General features: G+C 41.2%; 22 protein-coding genes, 4 tRNA genes and 1 riboswitch. Of the genes, 21 read left to right on the forward strand and 5 right to left on the reverse strand.

What is annotated here, in order from left to right:
* Positions 1 to 73 precede the first annotated feature (73 nt).
* Complete coding sequence (locus tag AC6H44_RS02080; RefSeq protein ID WP_500737204.1) at positions 74 to 448, reverse strand: MaoP family protein; 375 nt, start codon at positions 446 to 448, stop codon at positions 74 to 76.
* 89 nt (positions 449 to 537) lie between these two features.
* On the opposite strand from AC6H44_RS02080, the gene AC6H44_RS02085 reads away from it, so the two are divergent.
* The 7 genes from AC6H44_RS02085 to ung all read left to right on the forward strand — a co-directional run bounded on the left by AC6H44_RS02085 (position 538) and on the right by ung (position 6,706).
* Positions 538 to 1,407, forward strand: coding sequence for a LysR family transcriptional regulator (locus tag AC6H44_RS02085; protein WP_500737205.1), 870 nt, complete (start codon positions 538 to 540; stop codon positions 1,405 to 1,407).
* Positions 1,408 to 1,566: 159 nt separating this feature from the next.
* On the forward strand, positions 1,567 to 2,496 hold the full coding sequence (locus AC6H44_RS02090; protein WP_500737206.1) for a porin: 930 nt from the start codon (positions 1,567 to 1,569) through the stop codon (positions 2,494 to 2,496).
* A gap of 47 nt (positions 2,497 to 2,543) precedes the next feature.
* Positions 2,544 to 2,681: riboswitch (cobalamin riboswitch) on the forward strand.
* Between the two features lie 76 nt (positions 2,682 to 2,757).
* Entirely contained in the window at positions 2,758 to 3,570 is an 813-nt protein-coding gene (locus AC6H44_RS02095; protein WP_500737207.1) for an ABC transporter ATP-binding protein, read from the forward strand.
* The gene (locus AC6H44_RS02100; protein WP_500738359.1) at positions 3,557 to 4,579 is read left to right on the forward strand and encodes a FecCD family ABC transporter permease; all 1,023 of its coding nucleotides are present in this window, start codon (positions 3,557 to 3,559) and stop codon (positions 4,577 to 4,579) included. The genes AC6H44_RS02095 and AC6H44_RS02100 overlap by 14 nt, the downstream gene beginning before the upstream one ends.
* A gap of 20 nt (positions 4,580 to 4,599) precedes the next feature.
* Complete coding sequence (cobO, locus tag AC6H44_RS02105; RefSeq protein ID WP_500737208.1) at positions 4,600 to 5,199, forward strand: cob(I)yrinic acid a,c-diamide adenosyltransferase; 600 nt, start codon at positions 4,600 to 4,602, stop codon at positions 5,197 to 5,199.
* The gene (locus AC6H44_RS02110; protein WP_500737210.1) at positions 5,199 to 6,047 is read left to right on the forward strand and encodes a cobalamin-binding protein; all 849 of its coding nucleotides are present in this window, start codon (positions 5,199 to 5,201) and stop codon (positions 6,045 to 6,047) included. The genes cobO and AC6H44_RS02110 overlap by 1 nt, the downstream gene beginning before the upstream one ends.
* A complete protein-coding gene (ung, locus tag AC6H44_RS02115; protein WP_500737211.1) occupies positions 6,044 to 6,706 on the forward strand; it encodes a uracil-DNA glycosylase in 663 nt (220 codons plus the stop codon). The genes AC6H44_RS02110 and ung overlap by 4 nt, the downstream gene beginning before the upstream one ends.
* A 61-nt stretch (positions 6,707 to 6,767) precedes the next feature.
* Here the strand turns inward: ung and AC6H44_RS02120 are convergent, their stop codons facing one another.
* Both AC6H44_RS02120 and tal read right to left on the reverse strand, forming a co-directional pair.
* The gene (locus AC6H44_RS02120; RefSeq protein ID WP_500737212.1) at positions 6,768 to 6,956 is read right to left on the reverse strand and encodes a DUF3545 family protein; all 189 of its coding nucleotides are present in this window, start codon (positions 6,954 to 6,956) and stop codon (positions 6,768 to 6,770) included.
* A gap of 235 nt (positions 6,957 to 7,191) precedes the next feature.
* A complete protein-coding gene (gene tal / locus AC6H44_RS02125; protein WP_500737214.1) occupies positions 7,192 to 8,142 on the reverse strand; it encodes a transaldolase in 951 nt (316 codons plus the stop codon).
* A 218-nt stretch (positions 8,143 to 8,360) separates the two neighbouring features.
* Here tal and yaaA point away from each other — a divergent pair, with 218 nt between their 5' ends.
* Positions 8,361 to 9,140 carry a peroxide stress protein YaaA gene (gene yaaA, locus AC6H44_RS02130; protein WP_500737216.1) on the forward strand — a complete coding sequence of 260 codons (780 nt, stop codon included), beginning with the start codon at positions 8,361 to 8,363 and terminating at the stop codon, positions 9,138 to 9,140.
* Between the two features lie 113 nt (positions 9,141 to 9,253).
* Here yaaA and srmB read toward each other — a convergent pair whose 3' ends face one another.
* Positions 9,254 to 10,480: an ATP-dependent RNA helicase SrmB gene (gene srmB, locus AC6H44_RS02135; RefSeq protein ID WP_500737217.1), complete on the reverse strand. Its 1,227-nt coding sequence runs from the start codon at positions 10,478 to 10,480 to the stop codon at positions 9,254 to 9,256.
* 76 nt (positions 10,481 to 10,556) lie between these two features.
* Between srmB and AC6H44_RS02140 the strand changes: the two genes are divergently transcribed.
* Together AC6H44_RS02140 and AC6H44_RS02145 are read left to right on the forward strand one after the other, a co-directional pair.
* Positions 10,557 to 11,255, forward strand: a complete 699-nt coding sequence (locus AC6H44_RS02140; protein WP_500737219.1) for a tRNA1(Val) (adenine(37)-N6)-methyltransferase — start codon at positions 10,557 to 10,559, stop codon at positions 11,253 to 11,255.
* A 94-nt stretch (positions 11,256 to 11,349) separates the two neighbouring features.
* On the forward strand, positions 11,350 to 11,808 hold the full coding sequence (locus AC6H44_RS02145; protein WP_500737220.1) for a DUF2147 domain-containing protein: 459 nt from the start codon (positions 11,350 to 11,352) through the stop codon (positions 11,806 to 11,808).
* A gap of 50 nt (positions 11,809 to 11,858) precedes the next feature.
* Here the strand turns inward: AC6H44_RS02145 and fldB are convergent, their stop codons facing one another.
* Positions 11,859 to 12,380 carry a flavodoxin FldB gene (gene fldB / locus AC6H44_RS02150; RefSeq protein WP_008467792.1) on the reverse strand — a complete coding sequence of 174 codons (522 nt, stop codon included), beginning with the start codon at positions 12,378 to 12,380 and terminating at the stop codon, positions 11,859 to 11,861.
* Between the two features lie 105 nt (positions 12,381 to 12,485).
* Here fldB and xerD point away from each other — a divergent pair, with 105 nt between their 5' ends.
* From xerD to AC6H44_RS02205, 11 genes are all read left to right on the forward strand, one after another.
* Positions 12,486 to 13,412 (forward strand): site-specific tyrosine recombinase XerD, encoded by a 927-nt coding sequence (xerD, locus tag AC6H44_RS02155; protein ID WP_500737221.1) that lies wholly within the window; start codon positions 12,486 to 12,488, stop codon positions 13,410 to 13,412.
* Between the two features lie 64 nt (positions 13,413 to 13,476).
* Positions 13,477 to 14,205, forward strand: coding sequence for a bifunctional protein-disulfide isomerase/oxidoreductase DsbC (gene dsbC / locus AC6H44_RS02160; protein ID WP_500737222.1), 729 nt, complete (start codon positions 13,477 to 13,479; stop codon positions 14,203 to 14,205).
* Between the two features lie 84 nt (positions 14,206 to 14,289).
* Complete coding sequence (gene recJ / locus AC6H44_RS02165) at positions 14,290 to 16,011, forward strand: single-stranded-DNA-specific exonuclease RecJ (protein ID WP_500737223.1); 1,722 nt, start codon at positions 14,290 to 14,292, stop codon at positions 16,009 to 16,011.
* A 146-nt stretch (positions 16,012 to 16,157) separates the two neighbouring features.
* Positions 16,158 to 17,256 (forward strand): peptide chain release factor 2 gene (gene prfB / locus AC6H44_RS02170; RefSeq protein ID WP_500737224.1). Its coding sequence is split into 2 segments (ribosomal slippage): positions 16,158 to 16,232 and positions 16,234 to 17,256, totalling 1,098 coding nucleotides; the frame shifts between segments, so codons are not numbered across the junction.
* A 26-nt stretch (positions 17,257 to 17,282) separates the two neighbouring features.
* Entirely contained in the window at positions 17,283 to 18,818 is a 1,536-nt protein-coding gene (gene lysS, locus AC6H44_RS02175) for a lysine--tRNA ligase (RefSeq protein ID WP_500737225.1), read from the forward strand.
* A 350-nt stretch (positions 18,819 to 19,168) separates the two neighbouring features.
* Positions 19,169 to 19,351, forward strand: a complete 183-nt coding sequence (locus tag AC6H44_RS02180; RefSeq protein WP_500737226.1) for a hypothetical protein — start codon at positions 19,169 to 19,171, stop codon at positions 19,349 to 19,351.
* A gap of 128 nt (positions 19,352 to 19,479) precedes the next feature.
* Positions 19,480 to 19,572, forward strand: a tRNA-Ser gene (locus AC6H44_RS02185).
* A 32-nt stretch (positions 19,573 to 19,604) separates the two neighbouring features.
* Positions 19,605 to 19,681, forward strand: a tRNA-Arg gene (locus tag AC6H44_RS02190).
* A gap of 58 nt (positions 19,682 to 19,739) precedes the next feature.
* Positions 19,740 to 19,816 (forward strand) — tRNA-Arg (locus AC6H44_RS02195).
* 143 nt (positions 19,817 to 19,959) lie between these two features.
* Positions 19,960 to 20,036, forward strand: a tRNA-Arg gene (locus AC6H44_RS02200).
* A gap of 596 nt (positions 20,037 to 20,632) precedes the next feature.
* Positions 20,633 to 21,805 carry an exo-beta-N-acetylmuramidase NamZ family protein gene (locus tag AC6H44_RS02205; RefSeq protein WP_500737228.1) on the forward strand — a complete coding sequence of 391 codons (1,173 nt, stop codon included), beginning with the start codon at positions 20,633 to 20,635 and terminating at the stop codon, positions 21,803 to 21,805.
* Positions 21,806 to 21,814: the final 9 nt, after the last annotated feature.

Raw genomic sequence — 21,814 nt, forward strand, 5'->3', positions numbered from 1 at the left:
TAATATTTTACAAAAATATTTGCTTATACAAGTTGTAACTGCTAAAACGCCAAAATGCAACTATCGTAATGACTTAAAGGTTATCAGCCTCAGAGTAGTAATCTTGGCTTATTGGTGCCGGGCTTGAAATTTTTGAGCGACCAAACAAAGTATGAAACTTAGTTTTACACGTCGTTAGTTTTAAATATTTAACCCATGCTTTCTCTATTGGGTTGCTAGGCTCTATTATGCCACTTGCAGCATTTACAAATTGTTGCTGGTGGTCATTTTGTGGTTCGATTGTTTTGTTATACAAATTTTTTAAAACAACACCATGTTGTTCTAATATACTTGCCTCTAACAGGGTAAAGTGCCCGCTGCGGCTAAATCCGCGGGGAAAGTTTTGGTCATCGTAAAAATGACGTTGACTAACAAATGCTTGACGAAGTAGTGAAATATCATTGCTCATAGCTGTACCCTCATGCCAATTATTAACTGGAGTATGGGACATAATCGCTATTTTTTTAAACAAAATATTTTTATCGTGAGGATAAAAAATTGGACATAGATTTATTAAAAACCTTTGTCGAAGTTGTGCGAACGCGCCACTTTGGTAAAGCAGCAGAAAACCTATATATAACCCAGTCTGCGGTGAGTTTCAGAATTCGCCAATTGGAGCAAGGGCTGGGGGTAAATTTATTTATTCGTCAACGTAATAATATTCAACTTACCGCGCCTGGCGAACGTTTGTTGCCCCACGCAAAGATGATTATTACGGGCATGCAACGTGCGAAAGTGGATGTTGCACTTGCAGATAATATGCGTAAGCAAATTAGCTTAGCGGGAACGCCGAATATATGGGATGCATTTTTACAATTTGGCATTACTAATATTGTATCGGCAATGCCGGGTGTATCGCTGGTGGCAGAGGTTAAAGCACAGCAAGAAAGCACTCGATTGTTACTTGAACGCACGCTAGATATCGCTATTTTATTTGACCCGCCTAAAGTTGATGAGCTCGTTGTTGAGCGAATTTGCGAATTACCTATTATTCCGGTCAGTGGTTATGATACTGCCACTGCGGATAACTTTTTCGATAATCAGTATGTGTATGTTGATTGGGGAACTGCATTTTCGCTTTGGCATGCACGTCAGTTTACTGGTAAAACGCCGCCCTATTTTAGAACCAGTACAGGGCGAATTGCGCTTGATTTAATACTGCAATGTGGCGGCAGTGCGTTTATTCCGCAGGTATTGGTTAAAGATTATTTAGAAAAGGGCGAACTTTTTCATGTTAAAGGGGTAGAAAATACCTCAAGAGAGGTATTTATTGCCTATCATAAAGATAATGAACAAAAAGAGTTAATAGAAACCTTGGTTAATTTACTGTTGCAGATGACACCAAATTTATCTGATAAAAGTAAGTAGTCGCTAAATAATTGCTTTATGTTATTTTAATTTCATAATTAATACACTTTTATTAACCTTTAAAGTCATAAATATGTCTGTTGTAATATTTTTGTCATTTAGTGGTGGCACACTGCTGCTGTTTTAAAAGTGAGTCTTTGTGATTATCGAGGAAATAACATGAAATTTGTAAAATCGAGCGTATGCTTTGCTCTACTCAGTGGTGTATCGTTTAATGCATTTGCAGAAGTAACTATTTACGGTAAAGCAAATGTAACTGTTCAATCAGCTGATGAGGGTAAAGGGTCATTCACTGAAATTAAAAGTAATGCATCTCGTTTGGGGCTAAAAGGGTCTGAAAATATTTCAGACGGCTTAGAGGCTGTTTACAAGTTTGAATTCCAAGTGGATGTGTCTGATGCTGATTCAAAAGGCGATGACGATAATATTTCAGCGCGTAATCAATATGTAGGCTTAAAAGGAGCGTTTGGAGAAATAGTCATTGGTCGCAACGATACAGCACTGAAACAAGCGCAAGGTAAGCTTGATTTATTTAATGACCTTGAGGGCGATATTAAAAATACCTTCAAAGGTGAAAACCGTTTAGGTAACTCAGTGTCCTATGCTTCAAGCAGTTATGAAGGCTTTAAAGTATTAGCATCATTTATTGCAGAAGATGATATTGATGCAAAAAATGGTTACTCCGTAGCATTAACTTACGGTGACGCAGGCCTTAAAAAGAGCGCTGTATATGCTGCTATTGCTGCAGACAGTGAAGTAAACGGTTACGATGTAATACGTGCAACAATACAAGGTAAAATTGAAAACTTTAAATTAGGCGCTATGTACCAAACACAAGAAAAAGTAGATGGCAGCGCTGAAGCCGATGGTTACTTAGTGAATGCTGCTTACCTTATGGGTAACAACACGTTTAAAGTACAATACCAAGTAATGGATTTTGATAACAGTGATGATAAAAGCGCGGTATCGGTAGGTGTTGATCATAATATTAATAAAAACTTCAAGGTATTTGGTTTTTACTCAAGCTTTGATATGAACAATAATGTTGACCAAGATTACCTAGGTTTAGGTATAGAATATAAATTTTAAGTGACGCTTTACTCCCCCTTCATTTTTAACCGCACTCAGTTGAGTGCGTTTTTTTTGCTTTAAATTATTTGCTTATCTGCGCATAATAGCAAAGCATTTGGAATGAGGTTCAATTCCTCAACTATTCCCGTAACTGTAAGCAGTTTTACTGTAAGTCAGATACAAATGCCTTAAAACTTCATTTAACGAGCGGGTTAACTCATTTTATTTTTGGTACTTATGCGTACTGAGTGTGGGTGTTTTCCTGCCTAGGGTAATTATTTGCACACTCAAACCTCGAAAAATTCACCGCTTTTAACCGTTAATAACGTCTCTTGGCAGGTAGGCTCTACCTCAATTCTTAAACACATTAATGTGAGCATTGAAAGTGGGAAGTTTATTGGCTTAATCGGCCCTAATGGCGCGGGTAAGTCAAGTTTACTGCGGTGTTTATATCGATTTAATCGGCCATCAGCAGGTGAAATTAAATTGAATAATACTAATATTTGGCAGCTAAAAAGCGAAGACTACGCCAAGCAAGTCGCGGTTGTATTACAAGAAACGCCGCTGCAATTTAATCTCTCGTTATTCGATGTCGTGGCGTTAGGGCTTACTCCTCATAAAACGCTATTTAGCTCAACCACTCAAGCAGATAAACAAAAAATAGCGCAGGCGATTAATCATGTTGGGCTTCAATCGCATAGCACTCAGTTATTTGACTCACTCTCGGGGGGTGAAAAACAGCGTGCGTTTATTGCCCGTGCTATTGTACAGCAACCACAATTACTGATTATGGATGAACCGACCAGCCATCTCGATGTTAAATATCAAATTCAGCTCATGGAGCTGGCTAAATCTTTAGGAATTACTGTGTTTGCCTCATTTCACGACTTAAATTTAGCCGCAGCAATGTGCGATGAGTTGGTAATAATTAAAAGCGGAGAAATCATTGATGTCGGTAAGCCTAATAAGGTGATCACCGAACAAATGCTTGACCACGTTTTTGGTGTTTGCGCACAAGTGAATACTCACCCTCAAATAGCCACCAGTGGCGACGCTATTCCACACATTACTTATTATTATGGATACCAATAACATGGTGGCTACCCCTAACCACTTAGTTGCGTTAATCATCACACTGCTATGCGCTGTATTAAGTTTATTTATAGCACTTGGCTTTGGCGCAGCCCCCACTTCATTGATAGAGGTATATCAGAGTTTAATGTTTACCAACGAGCCTTCGTTTACTAGCCGCATCATTATTGAGTTAAGAATGCCGCGCACATTACTGGCCTTTTTAGCGGGTTTTGGCTTAGCGATTGCTGGTTTAATACTACAAACTGTCACCCGTAATCCATTAGCAGACCCTTATTTATTTGGTATTTCGTCGGGGGCTTCATTAGGGGTGGTTATTTTAATGTCGTTTGTGGGAATGGGGGCAGGCATTGCCTTATCAGGGGCTGCATTAATTGGCAGTTTAGTGGCTATGGGGTTATTAATTCTAATTGCAGGCAGCCAGCGCAACGCGCAAGTTGAGTCGATGTTGTTGGCAGGGGTGGCCTTATCATTTTTATTTAGTGCGTTTACCAGTTTGCTGCTCTATTGGAGCGACCCGCAAGCCGTTGCGGCTATATTATTTTGGACTTTAGGTAGCTTTGCGCGGGCACAGTGGCAATCGTTGCTGTTACCTGCTTTAGTGATTATGGTATGTACAGCGGTAATGTTGGGCTTTAAGCGCCAACTTAATGCGATGTTGTTAGGTGATGAAAGTGCAACAACGCTTGGCGTACGTGTTCATCGTTTTAGAATTTTAATGCTTGTTTTAAGCTCGCTGATCACCGCCGTATTGGTTGCAAATTGTGGCGGAATTGGTTTTGTGGGTTTAATGGTGCCACATATAGTGCGCTTTTTTATCTCTCAGGGCAGCAGTGTTGGGTTATTAATAACAGGATTAGTAGGGGGCACCTTTATGGTATGGGTCGATGTACTCGCTCGCTCGCTATTGAGTAATCAAGAGCTTCCAATCGGCGTGGTTACCGCGGCTATCGGTAGCTTGTTCTTTTTGAGTATATTGTATTTTCATCAGCGTCGACTGTATTATTAAAATTTATCAAGGGGGTAACAATGAGTGAATCAAATAACGATAAGCACCAACAGCGCCAGCAAAAAGTAAAAGAACAGGTTGATGCACGAGTAGCCGCAGCGCAACAAGAAAAAGGTATTTTTCAGGTTATTACCGGCAATGGTAAAGGCAAATCAACCTCTGGTTTTGGTGTGGTTGCACGTTGTGTTGGGCACGGTAAAAAAGCCGCCGTGTGTCAGTTTATTAAAGGCACATGGGAGTGTGGTGAGCGTAATTTACTGCAAGGTGCAGGGGTTGAATTTGCTGTTATGAATACCGGTTTTACCTGGGATACGCAAAATAAAGAAGCCGATACCTTGGCTGCGCAAGCAACATGGCAAGCGTCAAAACGTATGCTAAGTGACAGCAGTATTGATGTGGTATTACTCGATGAACTTACTTATATGGTGACCTATGGTTATATTGAACTTGATGAAGTGGTGGCTGCAATTTGCAATAGGCCGCCGATGCAGTCGGTGATTATTACTGGGCGTGCTGCGCATCGCACCTTAATTGACCTTGCCGATACCGTAAGTGAAGTGCGTAATGTAAAACATGCTTTTGAATCAGGTGTAAAAGCGTTAAAAGGCTTTGATTATTAATGATTAGGCGCGCTGTAATAGGGCTTCTACTGGTTATTTTAAGTGCGCCGCAAGCTTTGGCGGGTAATCAGCTGCGTATTGTAGCGTTAGCGCCACATATAGTTGAAAACTTGTTTGCAATTGGCGCTGGCAATATGATTGTGGGCACGGTTGAGTATGCCGACTACCCAGTAGCAGCGAGAAAAATTGAGCGTATTGGCGGTTACAATGGCATTTCCATTGAAAAACTACTGATGCTTAAACCCGACCTGGTGATTGCTTGGAAAGGAGGTAATCAGGCTGAAGATTTAATACAGATAAAACGTTTAGGAATTAAATTGCATGTCAGTGAGCCCCGCTCTATTGACGATGTTGCAGCAGAAATACTTAAACTAGGCCAGCTAACCGGCCATATTGAGCAAAGTAAACAAGTCGCTAAGGCATTTACAATCAGGCTTAATGCGATTAAAACTAAGCAGCAAGGCAAAGCGACGCTTAGTGGGTTTTATCAATTATGGCCAGAGCCTATGATGACAGTCTCAAAAAATACCTGGATCAATCAGTTAATCGAAACCTGCCAAGTAAAAAACGTATTTGCAGACAGCAATACCGATTACCCACAAATTAGCATTGAAAATGTAATCGTTGCGAAACCACAGATTATTATTATCCCTGATGAAAAATCCACGCACGTAATACCTGATGTTAATTGGCAGCTATGGCCTGAAATTCCGGCGGTTAAGTATGCGCAGTTTATTAGCGTCAATGCTGATTTATTACATCGTTTTACCCCTAGAATGCTCGATGGGCTTATACAGATGTGTGATAAAGTAGAGGCATCGAGAGAATTTATTAAGAGTCAATTATGAACAACTGGGCATCCTTTTTAAATCAAGAGCTTAAGCAAACCTATATGCAGCAAACCCTTGAATATGTTGCCAATAAACGAGCTGAAGGGATTGCTGTATACCCGCCTGAATCACAGGTATTTAGCGCGTTTGATGCAACCCCACTGCGTAATATTAAAGTAGTTATATTGGGGCAAGACCCTTACCATGGAGAGGGGCAAGCACACGGCTTATGTTTTTCAGTATTACCTGAGATTAAAAAGCTGCCGCCTTCACTTAAAAATATTTATAAAGAATTAACCACTGATATTAATGGCTTTATTACACCAGAACATGGTTATTTACAACGTTGGGCAGAGCAAGGTGTGTTTTTGCTCAACACGGTACTCACGGTCGAGCAGGGGCAAGCCCACTCGCATAAACATTTAGGTTGGGAGCAATTTACCGATAAGGTAATTGCGCATATAAATGAGCACTGCCAAAATGTGGTGTTTATTTTGTGGGGCGCACACGCACAAAAAAAAGGTAAAAGTATTAACCGTCAGCGACATCATGTATTGGCGGGGCCACATCCTTCCCCGCTTTCGGCTCACCGCGGTTTTTTTGGTTGTCAGCATTTTTCAAAAACTAATGCATTGTTGCAAGCAAACGGTGGACAACCGATTAATTGGCAAGTGTAACAGGCATTAAAAAAGGCTTTCATAAATGAAGGCCTTTTTAGTTGCTATTAGGATTTGTAGATCAAAACTCCAACTCATCAATAGCAACACTGTCTGCAAAATAGTCGAGCTCCTGTAGTTCTTTGCGCAATCGTTGTCTGTCTTTTATTGCTTCTATTTCGCGCCATTTTCTTTTTTTATTTTTTTGAGAGGTTTTTTTCGATGTATCAGAACCGTCTAATATTTCTATTATTTCATTTAGGCTATCCATTGATTATCTCCTATTGACCACTTTTTGAACCTCAGCAGTATTAGCAGTATTAATACCACAACTATAAATAAAATAGAATATAAATGTGACAAAACTGTTACTAATGGATGGTGTTTTGATGAAGATCAATGAGGGCGGCATTTAAATGGGGACAAAGCGAATATTTAAAATAAAGTTGCAGGTATAAAAAACGCCGCAAAAAGCGACGTTTTTAAACAAGTTAAGCCGCTATTAATTACATCGCTGTAAAGCGCGCTTCTAATTGTTCTTGGGCATCAGCAAATGCGCGAATACCTTCAGCTAGTTTTTCCGTTGCCATCGCATCTTGGTTATGTAACCAACGAAACTGTGCTTCGCTAAGCGGCTCTGGTTTTGGCTCTTTAGGAATATCTGTTTCAAGCAAATATTCTTGTGCATCTTCAAGATTACCTAAGTCTTCTAATAAGTTAGGACTAATAGTGAGCTTGTCACAACCTGTAAGAGCAATAATTTCACCAGTGTTACGAAAACTTGCGCCCATAACAACGGTTTTATAGTCGTGACGTTTGTAAAACTCAAAAATACTACGTACCGACTGTACACCTGGGTCTTGTAGTGGGTCGGTTGGTTTTTCCATGCCATTTGCCACGTGCCAATCTAAAATTCGGCCAACAAATGGTGAGATTAAAAATACGTTTGCATCAGCACAGGCGCGTGCCTGAGCGTCGCTAAATAATAAAGTAAGGTTACACTTAGTGCCTTCTTTTTCTAATTGCTCAGCCGCTTTAATACCTTCCCAGGTTGACGCTACTTTAATTAAAATTTTGTCTTTGCTTACGCCTTCTTTTTCGTAAAGACTTAGGAGAGTGTGTGCTTTGTTAATCGTTGCTTGGGTATCAAATGATAAACGTGCATCAACCTCAGTAGAAATATAACCCGGTACAATGGCGCTAATTTCTTTACCAATTAATACAGCAAAATAATCGCAAGCGAGTTCTAACTGTTTTGCCGGCAGTTGCTCGGTTTCTTTTGCATATTGCCATGCTTTATCTAGATAAGGTTTGTAAGCTTCAATTTCGCTGGCTTTTAAAAGTAGCGATGGATTAGTCGTCGCATCTTCAGGTTGATGTTTTTTTATTGCTTCTATGTCGCCCGTGTCGGCCACGATAGAAGAATGTTGTTTAAGCCTTTGTAGAGCGCTAGTCATTTGTTTTTCCTCATTCCAAGCATGTTAAAAGAAAATCTTATCTACCTTAATATAACTATACTGCAACAGTGTAACAATGCTTGATAGGTCTTATGTCCTTATCAATAAAAAAACGGTAACGGTTGAGTTTTAGGTAGGATAATTTTAAACAAAACGTGCTTTTCGTTTAATTTAATGTTGAAATTGACATTAAATAATTTACAAGTCAATAGCTAACTATGATCACTGTTATTTCACCAGCAAAAAATCTTGATTACGACACGCCACCCGCAACAAATAAGTTCACTCAGCCTGAATTACTTGAGCACAGTGAAGCGCTCATGAAAGTATGCCGTGAACTAACGCCAGCACAAATTTCAAGTTTAATGAAAATTAGCGATAAACTCGCAGGGCTTAATGCTGCGCGTTTTAGTGAATGGGCGCAGCCGTTTACAACTAATAACGCCAAACAAGCGGTACTTGCTTTTAATGGCGATGTTTACGGCGGTTTAGATGCTAATACACTCACTGCTAAGCAGCTTGATTACGCACAGGGTCACCTGCGTATACTTTCGGGTTTATACGGGGTGTTAAAACCCCTTGATTTAATGCAAGCCTATCGTTTAGAAATGGGAACAAAACTTGAAAACAGCCGGGGTAAAAACTTATATGAGTTTTGGGGCAGTGTAATTGCGAATAAACTTAACGGCGTACTAGCAACGCAAGATGCACAATACTTAGTAAACCTAGCCTCTAACGAATACTTTAAAGCGGTAGATAAAAAAACACTTGACGCACAAATCATTACGCCACACTTTAAAGATTGTAAAAACGGCCAATACAAAGTGATTAGCTTTTACGCTAAAAAAGCACGCGGCATGATGGCGCGTTACATTATCGAAAACCAAGTTACGCAATTGAGTCAGCTTAAAGAGTTTACCGTGGCCGGTTATTACTTTAGCCCAGAGGCAACCACCAAAGAGCTTGAGCCGGTATTTTTGCGCGAAGAGCAAAACTAACACAGGTTTTAAAATATATAACAAGCCATGCATTGCATGGCTTGTTATGTTGGCGTTATTTTTGTGTATCTTAGATTTTTAGCTAAGCTTAAATTATGGCAATAAAGTTAATGTTACTTTTTCTTTTTAACTTTGGCTTTTTTCTTCGCTTTCATTTTTACTAAATCTTTACGCTTTTTAACCGGTGGCTTGGCTTCTTTGTGCTTTGGTTCTAATCCTTTAAATACACGACGTTTTAGCTTCTGCTCTATGTAACGTTCTACTTTGTAAAGTATGCCAATGTCGTGCGCTTCAATGAGTGAAATCGCAATCCCTTTTTTACCAGCACGGCCTGTACGACCAATACGGTGTACGTATACATCTGCGGTACGCGGCATGTCAAAGTTAATCACATGACTAATGTCAGCAACATCAATGCCGCGTGCTGCCACGTCGGTAGCGACTAAAATCCGCGTTTTACCACTGTGGAAGTTTTCCATGGCTTTCATGCGTTTATCTTGTGGCATTTCGCCACGTAACCACGCGGCTTTTACACCGTTATTGGTCAGTTCACCAATTAAAGTTTCTAGGCGCTCACGGGTTTTTACAAACACTATTGCTTTGCTTACATCAGGGCCGTTTAAGGTATTAACTAATAGCTCAAGTTTGTGGCGATAATCATCAGCTAAATGTACCCATTGATGAATCTTCGCTTTTTCTTTACGTGATGATTCAGCTTCAAGCAGCGCTGGATCGTTTAAAATTTGCTCTGCAAATCGTTCTACGCTGTCGCCTTCAAGGGTTGCTGAAAATAAAAAGCACTGGCGACGGTTTTTTGCTTCTTCACAAATACGCATCATTTCTTTACGAAAGCCCAGGTCTAACATGCGGTCTGCTTCATCTAGAATGAGCATTTCTACGTTTTCTGCGTGAAAGTTTTCAGTTTCTAAATATTCCATTAATCGCCCAGGGGTAGCGATTAAAATGTCGTTATTGTTTTCAAAAATTTCTTTATGTGTTCCGTAGTTAATACCGCCGGTAACGACTCCGATTTTTAACTGGGTTTGCTTTGCAAGTATTTCACATTGCTCATGAATTTGATAAGCAAGCTCGCGTGTTGGGGTCATAATTAATACCCGCGCAAAGCCCGGATCGCGACGCGGAAAATCCATTAAATATTGAATTGCCGGAATTAAAAATGCCGCCGTTTTACCCGTGCCGGTTGGAGCCGATGCTAAAATGTCGCGCCCTTGTAACGCCTCAGGAATGGCTTGTTGTTGAATGCTCGTTGGGGTTTCAAAACCCATTTTGTTAATAGCATTAAGTAGCTTATCATCAAGATCAAAATCAGAAAATTGCATAGCGTGTCAAAAATAGGGGACAATTGCCGCTAATTATACGCACTTAAACCTACTTGGTGAATGAAAAGGTGAAAAAATGTCTGGTTTTGCATTTAAACAATTTAAGGTTGAGCACGACCAGTGCGCCATGAAAGTCTCTACCGATGGTATTTTACTGGGTGCATGGGCTGATTTAAGCGGGGCGAGTTCGTTACTTGATATAGGAACCGGTACAGGGTTGCTGGCGTTAATGTGTAAGCAACGAGCGCCACATTTAAAGGTGAGTGCGGTGGAGATTGACAAAGCCGCTTACCAGCAAGCTTTACAAAATTGCCAGCAAAGTCCTTGGCCAGATATTACTATTTCTCATCAGGGCGTGCAGCAGTTTGAGCCCACGGTTTTATTTGATTGCGTTATCGCTAATCCGCCTTATTTTAATCACAGTTTAAAAGGTGATAATGCAGCGCGTAATATTGCTCGCCATACTGATGGTTTGAGCTTTGTAGAGCTCATCGCTGCGTTTAAACGTTTAACGCATAAACAGGCACACTTTAATTTAATTTTGCCCAGCGAAGAGGCGCAGTTATTCATAACCTTGGCGCAGCAGCAAGGGCTGTATTTAAACCGTCACTGCCAAGTACAAGCTATGCCAAATAAACCTTTTAGCCGCAGTTTGATGACGTTTAGTTTTGATAATAGCGAGGTAAGTAAAAGTACCTTATGCATAAGGGAGCTAAATAATACTTACAGCCAAGATTACATTTCACTGTGCAAGGCGTTTTATTTAAACATGTAATACCAAGGTGTATACCTAAAGCATTTTTACGTAGAGTGTTTTATTTAGAGTTGTTAGTATGGCGCCATTATTGACTCATGTTTAAAGTAATCTGATGAATTTATTAACTAAAAAATCAAAAAAAATACTATTACTAGCCCTTTTAGCGGGCAGCTTATTTAACACTTATAGTGTGTTTGCTAACCCCACACCGGTTGGGCTTTGGAAAACTATTAACGAAGAGACCAACCAAGCAAAGTCGTACGTGCGCATTACTGAGAAAAATGGCGTGCTGACTGGCAAAATTGAAACAATACTTAATAAAAATAAGCAAGATGCGCTTTGCACTGAGTGCGATGGTGATAAAAAGAATCAGCCTATGTTAGGCATGACTATTATTGAAGATGTAACTTATGCCGGTGACGGGAGTTGGGAAGACGGTGAAATTCTCGACCCAAATAACGGTAAAACCTACAGCGTGCGTTTAACACCGCAGCAAAATGGCGAAAAACTTGAAGTGCGCGGTTATGTGGGCTTTTTTTACCGTAACCAATACTGGTTAAAAGTAGAATAGTTAAAAATTAAAAAGCGCTGCATGGCAGCGCTCTTTGCAATAGCGCTGAGTTATAGGGTTTCAGCGTACTCTGTCATCACTTGTTCTACCCACGTGGCAATGCGCTCATCGCTTAGCTCGTATTGACTGTCTTCATCAAGCGCTAAACCAACAAATTGTTTACCGTCTTCGGTAAGGGCTTTAGACGCTTCAAACTCATAATTACTGTCGTTCGGCCAAAAGCCAAGTTGAGTAATGGCTTGGGCATTTATTTCATCATGCAACATGCCTAATGCGTCTTGAAACCATTGGCCATACCCTTGCTGGTCGCCCATACCAAATAAGGCAATGGTTTTACCATTTAGGTCAACGTCTTTTATGTCGTCCCACTTTGATTCCCAATCTTCTTGAATTTCGCCAAAGTCCCACGTCGAAATACCAAAAATGATAAAGTCATATTGCTCAGCGTTTTTAAGCGGCTCGTCTTTAATATTATGTAAGCTGACAATGTCGGCGCCAATAATATCGCGTATTTTTTCTGCCGCCATTTCTGTATAGCAGGTAGTAGAACCAAAAAATAAACCAATCTGCATCGTATTTATCACTGTGTAATTGCCTGTTATGATAGGCTCAAGTTTACCGTAAGGTATTTTTAATTGATACCTTCTCCCGTGGTATTGCCAACATGAGATCACACTGTGACAACGTTATCTGACGATTTACCTGAACAAAATACTGAGCTAAGCAGCAATAGCGATTTTTTAGAGCGCTTTTTAGATAATCTTTACTTAGAGCAAGGCGTAAGTGAGAACACGTTGAGCGCTTATCGCAGTGATCTAGACAAGTTTTGCCAGTTTTTAAAAGGCGAAAATTTAATGACGGTAACCAGCCTTGACGTCGAAAGTTACCTAGCACACCGCGTTGATTTAGGGCTAAAACCACGCAGTACAGCACGTAGTATTAGTGCATTAAAACGTTTTTATCAGTATTTTGTGCGTGAAAAAATAATTAGCGACTCACCGATGGTGAATATTGCTCAGCCAAAGGCAGGGCAGTCGTTACCAAAAACACTTTCGGAGGCCGAAGTAGACGCGTTATTAAGTGCGCCCAATATTGAAGAGCCAATGGGGCTGCGCGATAAAGCCATGCTGGAGTTACTGTATGCAACTGGCCTGCGGGTAACTGAGCTGGTGGGGCTTAGAATGGAGCAAATAAATTTGCGCCAATCCGTGGTGTTTGTAAAAGGTAAAGGTAACAAAGAGCGGCTAGTGCCATTAGGTGAAGAGGCCATGTACTGGCTTGAGCAATTTTTAAAGCTCGGGCGCGCACAAATGATAAAACATGCCACCGATTTTGTATTTCCCTCTAAGCGAGGAGTGGGCATGACACGACAAACTTTTTGGCATCGGATCAAACACTATGCTATTTTGGCATCCATTGAGTCGCCGTTATCACCCCACACCTTGCGACATGCGTTTGCAACGCACTTGTTAAATCATGGGGCTGACTTAAGAGTGGTACAGATGATGCTTGGTCACAGCGACCTATCAACGACACAAATTTATACCCATGTGGCGAACGAGCGATTAAAATCGGTGCATGCAGAACATCATCCTCGCGCTTAAGCGAATTTTTTGTCACTATGTCGGTCATATAAAAGATAAGTATTTTTAAGATAGAGAACCCGTTATGAAAAAATTAATGTTAGCAGGTGCCATGTTGTGCACTAGTTTGAGCGCCTTTGCTAATGGCGTTGCAATAACACCCGATGTCAATGATCCTATCGTGACAAAATTTGCTGCGCTTGGGGTAACCGTTAAACAAATTAATTCAAGTCCGGTTGCAGGCTTAAAAGAATTGATCACTAACAAAGGCGTGCTGTATGCAAGTTCAGACGGTCAGTTTTTAATGCAAGGTACGCTAATTGATTTAAACAACCGTAATAACTTAACCGAGCAAGCACTCAATGGTGTGCGCCAATCGGGGTTAAAAGAATATGAAGACTCAATGATTGTATACAAAGCGCCCGAAGAGAAGCATAGCATTACGGTATTTACTGATATTAGCTGTGGTTACTGTCGTAAATTGCACCGTGAATTAGATGACTTACTTGATGCGGGCATTACAGTTAAATATTTAGCGTTTCCACGCGGTGGCTTACAAGGGCCAGCCTATGCAGATTTAATGAATGTGTGGTGTGCGAAAGATCAGCAAGAAGCACTCACTGAAGCCAAAGCGGGTTCAGATACGAAAATAGTAAAAAATTGTAGCGCACCGATTGCAGAGCATTATCAGTTAGGCCAGAGTTTTGGTATTAGTGGTACACCGGCCATTATTTTAGAAGATGGCACGATGATCCCAGGTTACCAACCAGCGGCGGCATTAAGTGCTGCGCTTGAGGCAAATAAAGCAGGTTAATTTAATACTGCAAGTATGTGTTTAAAAAGGCCTTAATGGCCTTTTTTTGTCTTTAATTATGAATATAATAAGTTAAAAATCAGCATGAAAAAAATGATCATTGCGCGAGAACCCGTTGACGACTCTCACCTACCGAACCATCTTCACCCTGTTATTAAGCAAATATACGCCACGCGTAATGTTTCTCATGCCGATGAATTAAACAATAGTGCGGCGACCTTACTCGACTTTAAATTATTTAAAGATATAGACAAAGCCAGCCACCTATTAATTGATGCATTGCAAGCGCAAAGCAAAATACTGATTGTGGGCGACTTTGACGCCGATGGCGCAACCAGCACCGCGACTTTAATGCAAGGCTTGGCGATGTTTGGTTTTGCGAATTTAGATTACCTAGTACCAGATCGTTTTAGTTTAGGCTATGGCCTAAGCCCCGCATTGGCAGAGCAAATAGTGACTATGGGGCCCGATTTAGTGATCACCGTAGATAACGGTATTTCCTGTATAGCGGGGATTGATATTGTTAAAGCAGCGGGCATAAAAGTACTGGTAACAGATCACCATTTACAAGGCGAACAACTGCCTAACGCCGATGCCATTGTTAACCCTAATCGCCATGACTGTGATTTCCCCTCTAAGTCGATAGCGGGTGTTGGTGTGGCGTTTTATTTACTCATAGCCCTGAGAAGCGCACTGCGTGAACAAGGCTATTTTGAACAACACCCCATGCCAAACATTGCCGATTTGCTTGATATTGTTGCCCTTGGCACGGTGGCCGATGTGGTGGCACTCGATGCGAATAACCGCACGTTAGTGCATCAAGGCTTGGCGCGTATTCGCAGTGGTAAAACCCGCCCAGGTATCACTGCACTCATTGAAGTGGCTAATCGTAATGCAGCCCGTTTAAGTGCCAGTGATTTTGGTTTTTCATTGGCGCCGCGCTTAAATGCAGCAGGGCGCTTAGATGACATGAGTTTAGGTATAGCCTGCTTACTTAGTAGTGATATAAATCAAGCAAGGCGAATAGCCGGTGAACTTGATAGCTTAAACTTTGCCAGACGTGAAATAGAGCAAGGCATGCAAGTAGAGGCGCAAGCGGTACTCGATAGGCTCGCGTTCAAAGACAACAGTGTGCCCGATGCCATTTGTTTATACCAAGATGATTGGCATCAAGGGGTTATTGGTATTTTAGCGGGGCGCTTAAAAGAAAAATACCACCGCCCAACAGTGATTTTTGCGGGAGGCGAAAACGGTGAAATAAAAGGCTCATGTCGCTCAATTGAAGGCTTGCATATGCGCGACCTACTAGAGGGATTAAACACCGCCCAGCCCGGCTTAATTAATAAATTTGGTGGCCATGCAATGGCGGCAGGTTTAACTATTAATGAGCAGCAGTTTACAGAGTTTAAACGTGCCTTTGATAGTGCGGTTAGCGCGCAATTGAGTGAAGAAAGTAAACGCTGTATTGTGTTTACCGATGGCGAGTTACCTAATGATTGCTTTAGCATGGACTTTGCGCAGCTCTTAAAACAATCAGGCCCATGGGGGCAGCAGTTTCCTGAGCCAATATTTGAGCATACCTTTGAAATAATACAACAACGTATTGTGGGTGAAAAACACTTAAAGCTGGTGTTAAAGCATCAATCAGCACGCTTAGTTGACGCCATTGCTTTTGGCATTGATGTAAAAGCGTGGCCAGATACTGAGGCGCAGTTTGTTAAAGTAGCCTACCAGCTCGATATAAATGAGTTTAGAGGTAAATTTAGCTTACAACTAATAGTAAGAGAGCTTGAAAAAGTGGGCTAAAAAAGTTCTTCAAACCATGCATAAAAGGCTAATAAAACGCGCGGTTTTTTGTTAAAATCGGGCGTTTTTATTATTTGATGATTTTTAATTGCGCTCGGTCCCTTTTTTAAGTGCGTAATAACCTAGCCATTTTTGGAGTAATGACCATGTTTGAAGTGAATCCTGTGATTAATCAAATCAAGGAAATTCGCGAACGTACTGAACTGCTTCGGGGGTACCTTTGACTACGCTCTTAAACAAGAACGTTTAGAAGAAGTTAACGCCGAACTTGAAGATTCAGCCGTATGGAATGAGCCTGAGCGCGCACAAGCCCTTGGTCGTGAAAAGTCAGCACTCGAGGCGGTTGTTGAAACCATTGACACCTTAGTAGCGGGTACTGACGACGTAGAAGGGTTACTTGAACTGGCTGTTGAAGCCGAAGATCAAGACACCTTTGATGAAGCGCAAAGTGAATTGGCTGATTTAAACCAGCAGCTAGAAGGCCTTGAATTTCGTCGTATGTTTTCAGGTCCTCACGATTCAAACGATGCTTATCTTGATTTGCAGTCAGGCTCAGGCGGCACCGAAGCACAAGACTGGTGTAATATGTTACTGCGTATGTACTTACGCTGGGGTGAGGCAAAAGGCTTTAAAGTTGAGCTAGTCGAGGCGACCGATGGCGATGTGGCCGGTATTAAAGGCGCAACGGTGCGTTTTTCTGGTGAATATGCTTATGGGTGGTTACGCACTGAAACAGGCGTACACCGTCTTGTACGTAAAAGCCCATTTGATTCAAGTGGCCGTCGTCATACCTCGTTTGCGTCCGCGTTTGTTTATCCAGAAGTTGACGACAACATTGAAATTGATATCAATCCGGCTGATTTACGTATAGATGTTTATCGAGCATCAGGCGCGGGTGGTCAGCACGTAAATACCACAGAATCGGCGGTACGTATTACCCACGTACCCACCAATACCGTGGTGCAATGTCAAAACGAGCGTTCACAACATAAAAATAAAGCCCAAGCATTGAAACAGCTAAAAGCTAAATTATTTGAGCTTGAGCTGCAGCAACAAAATGCGGAAAAGCAAAGCCAAGAAGACAACAAGTCTGATATTGGCTGGGGAAGTCAAATTCGTTCCTACGTACTTGATGATTCGCGCATTAAAGATTTACGTACCGGCATTGAAAACCGCAACACGCAAGCCGTACTCGATGGCGACTTAGATAAATTTATTCAAGCCAGCTTAAAATCTGGTTTATAACCACCAAGCTAAAAAAGAGCTAAAAAATGACTGATCAAATCCAAGACGAAAATAAGTTAATCGCTGAGCGTCGCGGCAAATTAGACGCTATTCGCGAAAATTGCCCAGCCAACGGTCATCCAAACACATTCCGTCGTGAGCATTACACGGCAGATTTGCAGGCTGAGTTTGGTGATAAAACTAAAGAAGAGTTAATCGAATTACAGCACGTAGTATCGGTTGCGGGTCGTATTCTTGCTAAACGTGGTCCGTTTATGTCTATTCAAGATATGAAAGGCCGTGTACAAGTTTACGCATCTAAAGACGTACAAAAAGATTTAAAAGCAAAATATGGCCAGCTTGATATTGGCGATATTATAGGTGTTAAAGGTCCGCTTAATAAATCGGGTAAAGGCGATTTATACGTAGACATGGCTGAGTATGAACTACTGACTAAGTCACTTCGTCCACTTCCTGAAAAGTTTCATGGCCTATCGGATCAAGAAACAAAATACCGCCAACGTTACGTTGACTTAATTACTAACGAAGCAACGCGTGAAACATTCCGCATTCGCTCGCAGGTTGTTGAAGGTATTCGTCGCTTTTTAGCAGAGCGTGACTTTATGGAAGTAGAAACGCCTATGCTACAGGTTATTCCTGGTGGCGCATCAGCACGTCCATTTGTGACGCACCACAATGCACTTGATATTGATATGTACCTTCGTATTGCACCTGAGCTTTACTTAAAGCGTTTAGTGGTAGGTGGCTTTGATCGCGTATTTGAAATTAATCGTAACTTTCGTAACGAAGGGTTATCAACGCGTCACAATCCAGAATTTACCATGATTGAATTCTACCAAGCTTACGCTGACTACATTGATTTAATGAACATTACCGAAGACATGTTACGTACGGTTGCAACTAACGTATTAGGTAGCCCTATTGTGGTTAATACCACTAAAGATGAAAACGGCGATGTTGTTGACTCTGTAAAGTATGACTTTGGTCAACCGTTCACACGTTTAAGCATGGCAGATGCTATTTTAAAATATAACCCTGAGTTTGATGCGGCAGTATTTAACGACCCAGAAAATCATTTTGAACAATTAAAAGCGTACGCTAAACAAGTACACGTTAAAATTCCTGAAAACTGCGTATGGGGCCCAGGTAAGTTCTTATGTGAAATATTTGAAGAAACCGCTGAGCACATGCTTATTCAGCCAACATTTATTACCGGTTACCCATGGGAAGTGTCTCCACTTGCACGTCGTAATGACGAAAACCCATTTGTAACGGATCGCTTTGAGTTTTTTGTGGGTGGCCGTGAACTAGCCAATGGTTTCTCAGAGCTTAATGATGCACAAGATCAAGCAGAGCGTTTTTCTCGTCAAGTTGAAGAAAAAGACGCCGGTGATGATGAAGCAATGCATTATGACGAGGACTACATTCGCGCACTTGAGTATGGCTTACCGCCGACTGCCGGTGAAGGGATTGGTATTGACCGTTTAGTGATGTTATTTACGGATTCATCAACGATTAAAGACGTTATTTTATTCCCGCATATGCGCCCACAAGCTGACTAAACCTGCAGGGATAAACCAAAAATTATCAACGCCGCTAATTAGCGGCGTTTTTTTGCCTTATTGTTTGTGAGACATTGCCTAAACTGCTCGTTAACTCTTTTAATTAATTGTTTTCACATTGATAATGAAGTCTAGATATAAAAGTGAGTTAATCTTTAATTCAGTTTCGCAAGTGTAGTGTAGCGATACTGCTTAGCAACATTACAGCAGTGATATAACTTTTTAATATGATTGTTTTTTAAACATTATGTTGTATTTATGTGAATTTTTTAGCTAGACTATGGCCAAAATTTATACGCCGCCATTCTTAGTCGAAAAAATAAAATTTCTAAAGGACTTAGAGAAATAATATGAAAGTTAAACGTGCAGAACCCTCATCTAACGAGAACACCACAGAGCAAGAGCGACAAGTATATTACCGTGCGTGTATTGCTGAGTTTCAAAAATTGGGCTACCAAGAGCAATATCTCGCTGAACTTACGGATGAATTAGTCCCAGTAATGGGCGTGAACTCAGGTAGTTCAAATACCTAACCTGATTAAATATCAAACTAATTTAAGTTTAATGCTAAGCATATGTGCAATCTATGGTCATATAGTCACTTTTGTCAGAAAATTGTTTGACATATTTTCTGAAATCTTTATTATACGCCCCACAAGACGGAGAGGTGTCCGAGTGGCCGAAGGAGCTCCCCTGCTAAGGGAGTATAGAGTTTGTAGCTCTATCGAGGGTTCGAATCCCTCCCTCTCCACCATTTTTAATGGCGAATCTTGTAAAATAAAGTATGGGCGCATAGCTCAGCTGGATAGAGTACCTGGCTACGAACCAGGCGGTCGGAGGTTCGAATCCTCCTGCGCCCACCATACTTTATTCTCTTTTAGAGAACGCTCTGCTTAGAGTTTAAATAAGTAAAATGAAAGTGGGCGCATAGCTCAGCTGGATAGAGTACCTGGCTACGAACCAGGCGGTCGGAGGTTCGAATCCTCCTGCGCCCACCACTTTCAACTCTCACTTAGAGTCTAAATAAGTAAAGTGTTGGCTAAAGCCAAGCGGTCGGAGGTTCATTGTTATTAAATACGTCCTACGCCCAGCACTTTAATTAGAACTCTTATTAAGAGTATAAATAAGTAAATATGAAAGTGGGCGCATAGCTCAGCTGGATAGAGTACCTGGCTACGAACCAGGCGGTCGGAGGTTCGAATCCTCCTGCGCCCACCACTTTCATACATAAGCCGACATTAGGTCGGTTTTTTTGTGCCTAAAATAAAGTAAAAATGGGATAGAGTACTTGGCTACAAACCAAGCGGTCGGAGGTTCACTCTTACAAGATACGTCCTGCGCCCACCACTTTCTATTACTATTAAAGTTAATAGAAAAGAAACCGACGAAAGTCGGTTTTTTTATGTCTGAAATAAATTAAAGCGTGGATGTGGGTAGAGTAACTTACTGCGAACCAAGCAGTCGGAGGTTCACTCTTGCAAGATACGTCCTGCGCCCACCACTTTCATAAATAAGCCGACGCTAAGTCGGTTTTTTTGTGCCTGAAATTTGAGAAAGCTATCAGATATCAGATATTAGTTAAACCTAACCACACATCGCCAAATTTTACATTCAGCCACTTATCTAAAAGCGCAGCTTCTCATTGCTAAAACCTAAAACCTAAAACTTGAAACAGACGCGAGGTGAACTCGCTGCTACAAATATAAAACACCGCGCTTAGATTAAACGCGGTGTTTTATTTACTAGCTGACACTTAATCCCTAATCCCTAAAACTGTGTTATTTTAAACGTCTTGTTTAAAAGGAGCTTGCTGTATGTTTAAGGCCATATTTTTTACCTTGTTTTTTATAATAAGCGCCATGTTTACACTTACCGTACACGCTAATGAAGCGAACCATGCCATTAGTGTTGGGGCAGAGCAATTTGCTTTGTATTTACCGCTATTAAAAAATAAACGAGTTGGGCTGGTGGTTAACCAAACATCCGTAGTGGGGCAAACGCATCTAGTTGATAGCTTATTGGCTAAAAATATCACCATCACTAAAATTTTTGCCCCTGAGCATGGCTTTCGGGGCGATCATGATGCCGGAGCGCATGTTAAAAACGCTGTTGATAACAAAACTGGTATTCCACTAATTTCTATTTACGGTAAACACAAAAAGCCAAGCGCCGCTGTGCTTAGCGACCTTGATGTGATTATTTTTGATATTCAGGATGTGGGCGTACGTTTTTATACTTACATAAGCTCTATGCATTACATGATGGAGGCCGCGGCTGAGCAGGGCGTTGAATTTATTGTACTTGATAGGCCAAACCCTAACATTGCTTATGTAGATGGCCCGTTATTAGAGCCAAAATTTAAATCGTTTGTGGGGATGCATCCTATTCCTATTTTACATGGCATGACAGTAGGCGAGCTGGCTAAAATGATCAAGGGCGAGGGCTGGATCAATCAGGCTCGTGATTTAAAGCTAAACGTGATCCCTGTTGCCGGCTACACCCGCACAACACCATATAGTTTGCCGGTAAAACCAAGCCCTAATTTACCTAACGATCAGGCCGTTGCACTGTACCCTTCGTTGTGTTTTTTTGAAGCGACACCTATAAGTATTGGCAGAGGAACCGATTTTGCCTTTCAGGTAATAGGCTATTCGCCAGTCGCGCTTGGGAGCTTTAGTTTTACCCCTCGCTCAATAAAAGGCGCAGCGCTTAATCCTAAATTTAAAGACCAGCTAGTGAAAGGGATTGATTTACGCCATAGTAAAACCACAGGCTTAAATTTAAATTATTTAATACATGCTTACCAGCAACTGACTCAGGCTAAACAGCTATTTTTTGAACGTGCCGATTTTATGGATAAACTCGCAGGCACCGATAAATTAAGACTCGCCATCGAAGCGGGCCAATCGGCACAACAAATTAAGCAAAGTTGGCAAGCGGGGCTTGCGCAATTTAAACAGCAAAGAGCGCCTTATTTGCTTTATTAATAAGCGTGC

The organism is Pseudoalteromonas sp. TAP-3C (assembly GCF_059888565.1).

What these genes read in the sequence shown, in the direction of transcription:
- cobO (WP_500737208.1), top strand. Translation starts at nt 4,600, where the DNA reads ATGAGTGAATCAAATAACGATAAGCACCAACAGCGCCAGCAAAAAGTA.
- srmB (WP_500737217.1), bottom strand. Translation starts at nt 10,480, where the DNA reads ATGCAATTTTCTGATTTTGATCTTGATGATAAGCTACTTAATGCTATT.
- dsbC (WP_500737222.1), top strand. Translation starts at nt 13,477, where the DNA reads ATGAAAAAATTAATGTTAGCAGGTGCCATGTTGTGCACTAGTTTGAGC.
- AC6H44_RS02110 (WP_500737210.1), top strand. Translation starts at nt 5,199, where the DNA reads ATGATTAGGCGCGCTGTAATAGGGCTTCTACTGGTTATTTTAAGTGCG.
- recJ (WP_500737223.1), top strand. Translation starts at nt 14,290, where the DNA reads ATGAAAAAAATGATCATTGCGCGAGAACCCGTTGACGACTCTCACCTA.
- ung (WP_500737211.1), top strand. Translation starts at nt 6,044, where the DNA reads ATGAACAACTGGGCATCCTTTTTAAATCAAGAGCTTAAGCAAACCTAT.
- tal (WP_500737214.1), bottom strand. Translation starts at nt 8,142, where the DNA reads ATGACTAGCGCTCTACAAAGGCTTAAACAACATTCTTCTATCGTGGCC.
- AC6H44_RS02180 (WP_500737226.1), top strand. Translation starts at nt 19,169, where the DNA reads ATGAAAGTTAAACGTGCAGAACCCTCATCTAACGAGAACACCACAGAG.
- AC6H44_RS02205 (WP_500737228.1), top strand. Translation starts at nt 20,633, where the DNA reads ATGTTTAAGGCCATATTTTTTACCTTGTTTTTTATAATAAGCGCCATG.
- AC6H44_RS02120 (WP_500737212.1), bottom strand. Translation starts at nt 6,956, where the DNA reads ATGGATAGCCTAAATGAAATAATAGAAATATTAGACGGTTCTGATACA.
- lysS (WP_500737225.1), top strand. Translation starts at nt 17,283, where the DNA reads ATGACTGATCAAATCCAAGACGAAAATAAGTTAATCGCTGAGCGTCGC.
- AC6H44_RS02145 (WP_500737220.1), top strand. Translation starts at nt 11,350, where the DNA reads ATGAATTTATTAACTAAAAAATCAAAAAAAATACTATTACTAGCCCTT.
- AC6H44_RS02080 (WP_500737204.1), bottom strand. Translation starts at nt 448, where the DNA reads ATGAGCAATGATATTTCACTACTTCGTCAAGCATTTGTTAGTCAACGT.
- AC6H44_RS02100 (WP_500738359.1), top strand. Translation starts at nt 3,557, where the DNA reads ATGGATACCAATAACATGGTGGCTACCCCTAACCACTTAGTTGCGTTA.
- yaaA (WP_500737216.1), top strand. Translation starts at nt 8,361, where the DNA reads ATGATCACTGTTATTTCACCAGCAAAAAATCTTGATTACGACACGCCA.
- AC6H44_RS02140 (WP_500737219.1), top strand. Translation starts at nt 10,557, where the DNA reads ATGTCTGGTTTTGCATTTAAACAATTTAAGGTTGAGCACGACCAGTGC.
- AC6H44_RS02090 (WP_500737206.1), top strand. Translation starts at nt 1,567, where the DNA reads ATGAAATTTGTAAAATCGAGCGTATGCTTTGCTCTACTCAGTGGTGTA.
- fldB (WP_008467792.1), bottom strand. Translation starts at nt 12,380, where the DNA reads ATGCAGATTGGTTTATTTTTTGGTTCTACTACCTGCTATACAGAAATG.